Source organism: Streptomyces sp. NPDC001108, from assembly GCF_053598535.1.
In genome coordinates this window covers 18572-27891 of the sequence record NZ_JBSFKL010000030.1, presented here as the reverse complement: position 1 = coordinate 27891, position 9320 = coordinate 18572, and the positions used below count along the sequence as shown (strand labels likewise).

At 71.5% G+C, this 9320-nt stretch carries 13 protein-coding genes; 2 read left to right on the top strand and 11 right to left on the bottom strand.

Annotation, left to right across the window (positions count from 1 at the left end):
- Window positions 1-899: 899 nt before the first annotated feature.
- From ACWC97_RS33305 to ACWC97_RS33265, 9 genes are all read right to left on the bottom strand, one after another.
- The gene (locus ACWC97_RS33305) at window positions 900-1154 is read right to left on the bottom strand and encodes a hypothetical protein (RefSeq protein ID WP_450653513.1); all 255 of its coding nucleotides are present in this window, start codon (window positions 1152-1154) and stop codon (window positions 900-902) included.
- Window positions 1155-1166: 12 nt separating this feature from the next.
- The gene (locus ACWC97_RS33300; RefSeq protein ID WP_450653511.1) at window positions 1167-1361 is read right to left on the bottom strand and encodes a hypothetical protein; all 195 of its coding nucleotides are present in this window, start codon (window positions 1359-1361) and stop codon (window positions 1167-1169) included.
- 512 nt (window positions 1362-1873) lie between these two features.
- Window positions 1874-2104 (bottom strand): hypothetical protein, encoded by a 231-nt coding sequence (locus ACWC97_RS33295; RefSeq protein ID WP_450653509.1) that lies wholly within the window; start codon window positions 2102-2104, stop codon window positions 1874-1876.
- 3 nt (window positions 2105-2107) lie between these two features.
- Window positions 2108-2761 (bottom strand): hypothetical protein, encoded by a 654-nt coding sequence (locus ACWC97_RS33290; protein WP_450653507.1) that lies wholly within the window; start codon window positions 2759-2761, stop codon window positions 2108-2110.
- A 141-nt stretch (window positions 2762-2902) separates the two neighbouring features.
- A complete protein-coding gene (locus ACWC97_RS33285) occupies window positions 2903-3364 on the bottom strand; it encodes a hypothetical protein (RefSeq protein ID WP_450653505.1) in 462 nt (153 codons plus the stop codon).
- A gap of 78 nt (window positions 3365-3442) precedes the next feature.
- On the bottom strand, window positions 3443-3877 hold the full coding sequence (locus ACWC97_RS33280) for an NUDIX domain-containing protein (protein WP_450653503.1): 435 nt from the start codon (window positions 3875-3877) through the stop codon (window positions 3443-3445).
- Entirely contained in the window at window positions 3874-4257 is a 384-nt protein-coding gene (locus tag ACWC97_RS33275; protein WP_450653501.1) for a hypothetical protein, read from the bottom strand. The genes ACWC97_RS33280 and ACWC97_RS33275 overlap by 4 nt, the downstream gene beginning before the upstream one ends.
- A gap of 412 nt (window positions 4258-4669) precedes the next feature.
- A complete protein-coding gene (locus ACWC97_RS33270) occupies window positions 4670-5140 on the bottom strand; it encodes an ATP-binding protein (RefSeq protein WP_450653499.1) in 471 nt (156 codons plus the stop codon).
- Window positions 5141-5555: 415 nt separating this feature from the next.
- Window positions 5556-5792 carry a hypothetical protein gene (locus tag ACWC97_RS33265; RefSeq protein WP_450653497.1) on the bottom strand — a complete coding sequence of 79 codons (237 nt, stop codon included), beginning with the start codon at window positions 5790-5792 and terminating at the stop codon, window positions 5556-5558.
- Window positions 5793-5949: 157 nt separating this feature from the next.
- Between ACWC97_RS33265 and ACWC97_RS33260 the strand changes: the two genes are divergently transcribed.
- Entirely contained in the window at window positions 5950-6876 is a 927-nt protein-coding gene (locus ACWC97_RS33260) for a helix-turn-helix domain-containing protein (RefSeq protein ID WP_450653495.1), read from the top strand.
- Window positions 6876-7091: a DUF397 domain-containing protein gene (locus ACWC97_RS33255; protein ID WP_450653493.1), complete on the top strand. Its 216-nt coding sequence runs from the start codon at window positions 6876-6878 to the stop codon at window positions 7089-7091. Before ACWC97_RS33260 ends, ACWC97_RS33255 begins: the two co-directional genes overlap by 1 nt.
- An 86-nt stretch (window positions 7092-7177) precedes the next feature.
- Here the strand turns inward: ACWC97_RS33255 and ACWC97_RS33250 are convergent, their stop codons facing one another.
- Window positions 7178-8653, bottom strand: a complete 1476-nt coding sequence (locus tag ACWC97_RS33250) for a hypothetical protein (RefSeq protein ID WP_450653491.1) — start codon at window positions 8651-8653, stop codon at window positions 7178-7180.
- Window positions 8654-8803: 150 nt separating this feature from the next.
- A partial coding sequence (locus ACWC97_RS33245) for a hypothetical protein (RefSeq protein WP_450653489.1) occupies window positions 8804-9320 on the bottom strand: 517 nt, incomplete at its 5' end.

Genomic DNA, 9320 nt, shown 5'->3' with positions numbered 1-9320 from the left:
GTACCGGTCCCCTTGGTCGTCCGATGCCTCGGCCGGGACGATGCGTTGCCCGAAGCGATCCGCGCCCCCCACCGGGGGGCACCACATCGCGGCAGCAATTGCTCCCCGCCAGCCGATTCCCGGGCGGGGGTGGGCGCCTCACGCTCCCGCGTGCGTGACGGCGTGGGTACGGCGCCCGGCCCCGTGGTCGTCCGGCGGACGGCGGCGAGACGTGCGACGACCCCGCCCCCCTCGCCGCCAGCCCGTCTTTTCAGCGCGAAGCACCCGCAGTCGCCGGTGCGGTGGGCCACGGAGGATTACGGATCGTGGGCGTCCCCGGGACTAGTCCGCGGGGGTGGACGCGGGGTGGCTGGCCGGGGGCGGTGACCGGCGGTTCCCGCTTGTGGCGGATCCGCCACAAGCGGGAACCCGGTTCGGGCGGGGGATGTGGCGGGCCGGCTCGGCTGCTGAGGCGTCGACCCGTGTCCGGTGGACGGTGGGGGGCGTTCATGGTGCGTGAGCGAGAAGACCGAGCCGGAGTGGCCGCACGAGGTCGCCCGCCGGCGTGCGCGGGTTCTGCGGGCGCGGATCCTGAGGACGACGGATTGGGCCGCGCGTCGGCGGCTGGCGGAGCAGTGGACCGGCATGTGCGGGGGCCCGGTGCCGTCGCTGGAGGCGCTGGTTGCCGATGTCGCCGAGGACGCGGACGTGTTGTTGGATGCGGCGGTGGCGCATGGGGCGCTGGCGCCGGACCTGGCGTGCCGGGTGACTGAGGCGGTGGGGCTGCTCGCGGCCGCTCTGGAGGTGGTGCCGGGCGCCCGTCCGCACCTGGCGGCGGTTCAGGAGGCGCGATGGCCGCTGTGCGGGGGGCGGCGGCGGACTTCGACCGGAGCCGGCGCTGAAAGACCGGCCCTGCCGGGTCAGTTGGGCGTGACGGCGGCCTGCATGCGCTGCACGGCGGTGGTGAGGTCGGTGATTGCGGTAAGGGTGGCCGCGCGGGCGGCTCGTACCTCGGTGGTTTCGGGGGTGGTGCTGTCGGGGGTGATGGACTGCTCGATGGCGTTTCCGAGGGTTTGCACGAGGTGGGAGAGGTGGCCGAGGGCGGTGTACGCGTCGGAGGGGTAGTTCCATTCCGGTGCGGTGGTCTGGGTGTTGGTGGAGGTGGTGTGCGTCATGGGGTGATGATCTCAGTCGCCCAGACCGCGGGCCGAGAATTCCGAGGGGTCGAGCAGTCGGGTGCTGATGCGGTCGGTTTCGGCGTCGTCGTGGGCGCTGATGGCGTCCCAGAGGGGTCCGAATCCCATGCCGTCGCGGCGGTAGACGATGACGGCCCAGGTGTCGTCGGCGGTGCTGGGGGCGGAGAGGTTGCCGACGGTGCGCATCAGGTCGATGGCGGCGCGGCCGGTGTCGGGGTGGGGGTCCTGGCGTGGGCTCCATGTGGTTCTGGTGGTTTGCGCGGTCGTCGGCGGGATTCTGACCGCCTGTCCGGCAGTACGGCTGACCCGTCCCGTACGAAGGAGCCCCTCACCGGCTGGCTGGTGAGGGGCTCCTTCGCGTCCATCGGGTCGTGGTGCATAGGTGTGAGGGATTCAGGAGGGCCACTCGCGCTGGGCCATGTCGTCGGGCTCGGTGCGGTACGCCTCGTCGCGGAGGTCCTCCTCGACGTGCCCGGGGCAGCCGGTGGGGCAGTCGTCGGTGCAGTGCTTCATGGTGAGTCCCTTCGTAGGAGGTATGTCTACTACCGCCGGTGATGAAAAGGCGGCCAAGGCTGGCCTTTGCGATGCTGGTGTGGCGGGCGATCACGTGTGCGAGGGTCACAAGCCGGTGGAGGTCGACGGGTTGGCCGTCGACGATGGCGCGGGCAAGGCGCACGCCATCGTCATGGGCCAGACGTTCAAGCGCGGCGCTTCGGTACGTACCACCGAAGGAAGTCCACGCATTTCATGGTGCGGTAACGGTCACCCCAGCCGGGGCCGCTCGCCGACTGCCACCACATATAGTCAGTCGGTTCGTCGATCTTGACCACCACGACGACTTGCGTGTGATCGTTGCGGTGCTCGTAGAGAGCGCCGACGCCAGCAAGGCTCAATTTCTGCGCGGCCTCTCGCCACGAAGGAATGGTCATGTGTCAGTCCTCAGTCAGTCCGTCGAGCTGATCAAGCTGCCCTTGCCACCAGCCTTGGGCCCGCCGCGCATCGCGTGCGCGGCTCTCCAGGGCACTCGCCAAATCGCCCAGTACATACGTCAGCGCATGAGACTGGTCGCTCCCCTCTGCGGCGGCGGACACGTCCGCGTCGCTCACAAGGTGGGGTTGCTCCGCCGCGTCTTCGGGGCAGTCGGGGTCAAGGTGACCGGTGTGCACTGCGGCGATGAAATCGGCGGCCGCATAGGTTTCCCGTTGCAGCTGCCCCAGCGTGGCGGCCAGAGCGCCCCAGATCAGCGCCCCCCGTTCTGTCGCGCTGCGCCGGTCCTCGGGGGCCAGCTCCCGCCACTCCTGCATCGACGGGACCTGAGCCCCGCACCTCAACAGGTCCAGCTCCAGTAGCCCGGCCAACGGCGGCTCGCCCGTCTCGCGCCGCCGCGCAGCCACCAAGGACTTGGAAACGGCCTGAACACTGACCCCGAGCCCTTCCGCAGCCTCGGCCTGACCGCCGACCGCGGCAACGTACTGCCCCAGCGCGACAGCCCGTCGACCGGCCTCCGCCTGCCGCTGCTGCGCCCGACGTTCCTCGGCCTGCCGCAGCACCGCCGGCACCCTCTCGGATGCGGGGAACACGCTCATGTGTGGCCTTCTCTCTCCCGTGGGTGTTACTCGCTCAACCCAATTCAATCTGGGAGTTGAATTGCTGTCAACCCCCGGGTTGAATGCCCCGGTCGAGACGTCCGCTTGGCCGTGGTCGGCGGAGGCGGCATGAGTCCTCCGTCAGGGGGTCGGGCGGTCCTGGGGGTGCTGGCAGGAAGGACAGAAAACGGATTCGGCGGTTTCGGCGGCGGGCACGCCGGCTGCTTCGGCGACCGCGCGCCAGCAGAGGGGCGCGCCGGTCTCGTCGAGCGTGCGGCCACTGGGGAAGTCCTCGTCCGGGCCGTGGAAGACGGCGAGGACGGGCTCGACGCCGGGCAGGACGACGCGGAGCGGCTCGATTTGGAGGCCGTACAGGTGCGCGGGCGGGATGGAGGCGAGGGTTTCCCACACGAGGCAGTCCAGCACCGGGGCCACGGACGGGCGCTTGTGCTCGTGCCCCTCGCACAGGTTCCAGGTGCTGCCGTCGGGACGCAGGACGTCCAGGCGGTCGGTGACGGTCAGGGTGAAGGGGTCAGAGAGGTCGGGGGAGGGCGGCGTGGCGGGCGTGGGGGTGCGGTGGCGGAACAGCTGGCGGATGTTCACGGGCTAGTCCTTACTCGGTGGAAGCCAAAGAGCCCGCCACCGGGGATTTGGTGGCGGGCTGTTGTGTTCGTGGGTTGGTCACCACAAGCGGCTTGTGGGGGCGCTGGTGAGTGCGTGGGCGAGGATATCGCGGTGGTCGGCGGGGAGAGGGGGGAGCTGGGAGAGGGGCAGCCAGAGGGCGGCTCGGGCGCGGCCTGCGGCTGCGGGCTGGGTGGGATCGGGGATGACGGTGTGGTAGGCGACGGTGATGTAGCGTCCGCGCGGGTCGCGGCGGGGCCAGTCCCAGACATCCACGCGGCGTAGGTCGGGAGGGTCGACGTGTAGGCCGGGTCCCTCGGCCAGTGCGCGGGCGGCGGCGTCGCGGCTGGACTCGTCGATGCGCACGCGGCCGCCGGGCAGTGCCCATGTGGTGGTGTCGCGCGGGAGGTCGGTGCGCCGGGCAAGGATTACGTGGCCGGCGGGGGTCGTCACCACCACATCGACGGTGAAGACGAATTCGGGCGGTGGGGTCACGGCTGCCTCTCGGGCATGGGGTCGGGGGCCCATGCGGGCACGGGGAACGGCACGGGGGACGCGTGGAGGGCGTAGTGGGTGGCGTCGTCGTGGGTGGTGAGGAGGAGGGGTTGGCCGTCGCGGAGGATGTCCAAGGCGTGCTCGTGCTCGGCGGGGTTGGTGGACCAGTCGCGGAGGGTCGGCGGTACGTCGTCGTGGGCCAGGGTGGTCCCGGGCGGGGGGCAGAGTGCCAGCGGGGTCGGCTGGTCTAGCTGGTCGGCAAGGAGGCGGGCCCGGTCGGTGAGCCACCGCAGCGCGAGACGGGGAGTGGTGGCCTGGTGGGTGCTGAGGACCCATTGCGCCCGGCCGCGGGCCGTCGCGGTGATTTCACAGTGGATCATCGCGGGCCCTCCGGCGCGGTGTGGGGGTGTGAGGGGTTGGCGGCCGTCAGTGCGGCGGGGGCCGGGCCGGAGAGGGCCCAGGAGTGCGCGCCGCGGTGGCGGGCGATGATGAGGCAGCGTGCCCGGGTGGCGGGGTCCCTGACGGGGCAGCAAGGGGCCTCTACGAGAAGGTGGGGCTGGCGGTCGCGGGTCCAGGCGGCCCACACGGCGGCGGGTTCGCGTCCGGCGAGGTGGGCGGCGGCGGCCCAATGCTCGGTGCCCTCGGGGTGCGTCTGGATGGCGCATCGCAGAGTGTGCTGTATGGCCTGGGGGCATCCGGTGAGGGGGGATAAGACGGCGAGAACCCGGACGGTGCCGGTGGTCCGCTGGGTGAGGGTGAGGGGTTCTCCGCAGGTGCGGGGCTGGGCAGGGTTCACGCGGTGGCTCCGGTGATGTCGGCGGTGGGTGGTTCGGCGGTGTGCGGGGCGATGACTGCCCATACCGCGGTGGCGTTTGACGGGTAGTAGTGGTGGTCCCAGTGGTCGGAGAGCTGCTCGACGATCGCGAGTCCCCGGCCGGACTCGGCGTCTGCGCCGGGCAGTCCGGCCCGGATTCGCCCGGGGGGCCGCCCGTGGTCGGTCACGGTGATGCGGAGGGCGGGGCCCTCCTCCTGGAGATCGAGGGATACCGGCCCGTCTCCGCCGTGCTGGACGGCGTTGGTGACTAGCTCGGTGAGGACCTGGAGGGCGGCGGCGATGATGTCGGGCCGGAGTCCCCATTGGTGGAGCTGGGTGCGTCCGGTCTCGCGTGCGATCCGGGGCGAGAGGGGGCTGGAGCCGGGGAGGTCGACGACCGCGCGCCGCGCGCCGGGGGTCCAGGGCAGTCCCGGAGGGTGGGCGGTCACAGGAGGTACCCCCCTTGGGGGGTGAGGGTCCGGGCGGCGCGGTGTATCAGGGCGGCCGCGATCGCCTCGTACAGGCGGTCAGGGTCGGTGAGTGGCCGGCTGGTGGCGGGGGGGATGATCCATCTGCGTCCGCACGGGGCTGCCCGCTCCGCGTCGTGGGTGGCGGTTGGGTGCGGGAGTCGGATGGTGCCGCGGTCCACGCACCGGGTCGACGGGAGCGGGGGCCAGCAGCGTGCGGTGCCGGGGGGCACCAGGAATTCGTACGTACGCCGGGCGGGGACGTCCAGGACCGGGCCGAGCCTGATGCCCTGGCTGCGGCACCGGTCCACGACCGTGGCCGCGAGCGGGGTGGAGATTCTGACGACGTCCCATTGGGGCCCTACGGCCTCTTCGACGGCCTCTCGCTGGCGGGGCGTCATCGCGGCGCCGTCTGCGGGCAGGAGGCGCAGACCTTGACGGCGTGGCCGAGTCGGCTGCCTCGCATCAGGGTGTACGCGTGGCCGCCGTCCCGCAGTATCTCCGAGCTGCCGCACGCGGCGCATCTGAGGCCGGAGAGTCGGGCCTGCTGGTCGGCGGTGAGACCGCCGAGCGGGTCCAGGTCGGTGGTGCGTACGTCGGTGGCCGATGGTGGGGCGTCGGCGTCGGCGGGCATAGCCCAACTCCTCGCGATGCAGGACGCATTGAACCCGCGCAGGATCATGCGCGGTTGTCGGCTGAGCCGACCATTGGCGCCGTATACAGCTTGCCACCGGGAAGCCCGCCATGGGAATCCCATGGCAGGATTCCCCCCGAAGGAGGAGGGACGGCATATGCGTACCGGTGCCTTGAGCTGGGGTCTTGCTGGTGTCTCCCTGGCTCGCCAGACTGGCAGTACTTTCGAGGAGAGCGAGCATCTGATGACGTCACCGGGGCCCCGGCGGCTCCAAATCGCGTCCGGTCTCGCGCGTCTGCGCGAGCGAGCGGGAATGACACTGGAGGAGGTAGCCAAAGGGGCCGGCTACGGGAAATCCACGGTCGGGCGCTACGAAGACTGGCGAGCCACTGGCAAGATCCAGGCTCGTACTGTGCGGCTCATCGCAGAGGCCGCGAAGGGAAGTCCCGCAGAGGTCGCCGCGCTCGTCCGCCTCGCGGAGGGCACACCTGACGGCTGGTGGGTCGGCGCCGGCGTGCCCGAGTGGCTGCACCCCTTGGTCAGCCTGGAGCATGAGGCAGACGAGGAGAACGTTTTCGCGAACTCGGTGATCCCTGGCCTACTCCAAACGCGGGACTACGCCAGAGCCATTCACCTGGCCGAGCAGGTACGGCAGCCGACAGAGGTCGTGGACCGGCTCGTGGATGCCCGGGTGAAGCGCCAAGAGGTACTGACGCGGCCCCGTCCCCTGCATCTATGGGTGGTCCTCGATCAGGCCGTTTTCTCGCGAGTCGTGGGCGATCGGTCGGTGATGGCCGATCAGATCGCACACCTTATCGAGAGTGCGAAAACCCCGAATGTGGACATCCAGATCTTGCCGTTCAAGGCGGGAGCTCACGCGGCGGGACTCGGTCATTTCGTCAGCATCGCCGCAGGTGACACCATCAGAGCCGTGTATGTCGAAATGCTCGGTGGGGGCCTCTACATAGACACCCCCGATGACGTGGGTCGGTACACCACCGCATTCGCATATCTCCGTAGCCAGGCAGCTGATACCACCAAGTCGCTGGCGATCATGACCGATGCACACAAGGAGTACGTCTGATGACACACCGCACGCCTACCGCCGAAGAAGTGGACGGGGTTCACTTCCGTACGTCCTCGTACAGCGGGAGCGGCGGCAACGAGTGCGTAGAGGTCGGAAATGGTGCCGGCTGGGTGGGAGTACGCGACACGAAGAACCGGCACGCTGGGATGCTCGTCCTGTCTGAGGGCGCGTTTGGCGCCCTTCTGGGAGCCGTACGCGACCAAGCCCTGTAGTACCGCCTGAGCTCGACTGAGGGGGCCACCCTGCTGGGTGGCCCCCTCAGTCGTGTGCGTCTGCGTGCAGTCGCGGCCGTTCGCGTCTACTTGCGGCGCTTGGCCCGGCTCTGGCTCTTCGGCTGGGCACGGCCCCGGGAGCGGGGCTTATGGTCCTGTGCCTCGTGCTGCTCTCGGGCGCCTGTGGCTCCGGCCGGTTCGGTGGTCGCCGGCGTTGTCGTCGAGCCCTGCTGTGCCTGCCCGGCCCCGGCCTGTGCCGACTCGGCGAGCTGCACAGCGGCAGCACGGGCGCCCTCGGCCTCCCGGCGTGCCGCCTCGACGTCGGCGAGCTCGGCACGGACGGCGTCGAGCTCGTCCCGCTGTGCCTGTGCCGCGCGGTGTGCCTCGGCGGCGGCGGTCTCGGCGTCGTCCTCGACCTGGCGGCGGGCGTCGCGCTCCGCGTCCAGCTCGCGCCGCACAGCGGCGAGCTCGTCCCGGGCGGCCTGTGCCTCCCGCTGTGCCTGCCCGGCCCCGGCCTGTGCCGACTCGGCGAGCTGCACAGCGGCAGCACGGGCGCCCTCGGCCTCCCGGCGTGCCGCCTCGACGTCGGCGAGCTCGGCACGGACGGCGTCGAGCTCGTCCCGCTGTGCCTGTGCCGCGCGGTGTGCCTCGGCGGCGGCGGTCTCGGCGTCGTCCTCGACCTGGCGGCGGGCGTCGCGCTCCGCGTCCAGCTCGCGCCGCACAGCGGCGAGCTCGTCCCGGGCGGCCTGTGCCTCTCGCTGTGCCTGCCCGGTCTCGGTCTGTGCCGCCTCCGCAAGCTGCACGGCGGCGGTACGGGCACCCTCGGCCTCCCGGCGTGCCGCCGTGGCGTCGGCGAGCTCGGCCCGGGCGGCGGTGAGCTCGTCGCGCTGTGCCTGTGCCGCGTCGTGTGCCTCGTCGACGGCGGTCCGGGCGTCGTCCTCGGCCTGGCGGCGGGCCTCGCGCTCGGTCTCCAGCGCGGCCCGGACCGTGGCGAGCTCGTCCCGCAGGTCCCGGGCCTCCTGCTGTGCCTGCCCGGCCTCCCGCTGTGCCTGCCCGGCCTCGGTCTGTGCCGCCTCCGCAAGCTGCACGGCGGCGGTACGGGCACCCTCGGCCTGACGGCGTCGTACGTCGGCGGCGGTGGTTTGGCTCTGGGCGTCCTGGTGGGCCTGGCGCTCGCGCTCAAGCTCGCGGCGGGCTTCGGCGAGCTGCCCGCGCAGAGCCCCGGCCTCGTCGTGTGCCGCCTCGGCGCTGCGCTGTGCCGTTTGGACCACCTGTACGGCGGTGACCCGTTCACCTTCGGCTTGACGCCGTGCCAGTTGCTCGGTGGTGAGCTGCCCACGCAGGGCATTCGCTTCCTCTACTGCGGCCGCCGCGTGCTCCCGAGACCTCTTGGCCTCGGTTCGTGCCGCCTCGACGGCGGCGTTGGCGCGCTGTGCCTCGGCACGTGCCTCCGTGGCCTCGGCCTGTGCCACCCTGAGCGCGGCGCTGGTTTCGAGGGCGAACGTCACGCGGTCACCGGCTGAGGACAAACGCTGCTTCAGCTCTGCCTCACGCGTTGGCACACTCTCCAGTGTACGGGGGACGGATCCGCGGTCATGCTGTGCCGCCGCTGGTGTGCTGGTGGTGCTCATGACTCCCCTTGATATCTGGGGCGGCACAGTGTGTGCCGCCGGATGGCCGATGCGCGGCACATGCCGTGCATCGGGCGGCCGTCACACCCTGGCCAGCCTGCGGGCGCCCTGCTTCGGCCCCTCACGCAGGGCACGGACATACCGGTTCGCCGGGCCCCGGTCCAGCTCGATCCCCGCGGTTGCCATCTCCTCTCGCAGCTTTTCGGCGATGGCATTCGTCGACGACTTCCGCAGGTCGGCGGACGTGATCCGGTGGGCGTACAGGGCCTCTAGTGCCGCGCGCTTGGTGGGGTAGCTGGCGAGCGGCAGCAGCGGAGGGAGGGTTTCCTCGTCCTCGTACTCGGAGTAATGGGGCACACGGGCCGTGACGATCGCGGGCACACCGCTGTGTGCCGCTGCTGCCCGGGGGGACGGGGCGGCGGGAGCCTCGACGGGTTCCGCCGGCTCGCTCTCCGGCTCGGGGGCGGCCTCGGCACGCGCGACCGGCACAGACGTGCCGCCCTGTGCCGCTGCTGCCCGGGGGGACGGGGCGGCGGGAGCCTCGACGGGTTCCGCCGGCTCGCTCTCCGGCTCGGGGGCGGCCTCGGCACGCGCGACC

Bases quoted from the DNA above. Each gene is read 5' to 3' on its own strand.
- ACWC97_RS33290 (WP_450653507.1), bottom strand. From the start codon at position 2,761: ATGAGCGTGTTCCCCGCATCCGAGAGGGTGCCGGCGGTGCTGCGGCAG.
- ACWC97_RS33305 (WP_450653513.1), bottom strand. From the start codon at position 1,154: ATGACGCACACCACCTCCACCAACACCCAGACCACCGCACCGGAATGG.
- ACWC97_RS33275 (WP_450653501.1), bottom strand. From the start codon at position 4,257: ATGATCCACTGTGAAATCACCGCGACGGCCCGCGGCCGGGCGCAATGG.
- ACWC97_RS33255 (WP_450653493.1), top strand. From the start codon at position 6,876: ATGACACACCGCACGCCTACCGCCGAAGAAGTGGACGGGGTTCACTTC.
- ACWC97_RS33295 (WP_450653509.1), bottom strand. From the start codon at position 2,104: ATGACCATTCCTTCGTGGCGAGAGGCCGCGCAGAAATTGAGCCTTGCT.
- ACWC97_RS33265 (WP_450653497.1), bottom strand. From the start codon at position 5,792: ATGCCCGCCGACGCCGACGCCCCACCATCGGCCACCGACGTACGCACC.
- ACWC97_RS33300 (WP_450653511.1), bottom strand. From the start codon at position 1,361: ATGCGCACCGTCGGCAACCTCTCCGCCCCCAGCACCGCCGACGACACC.
- ACWC97_RS33260 (WP_450653495.1), top strand. From the start codon at position 5,950: ATGCGTACCGGTGCCTTGAGCTGGGGTCTTGCTGGTGTCTCCCTGGCT.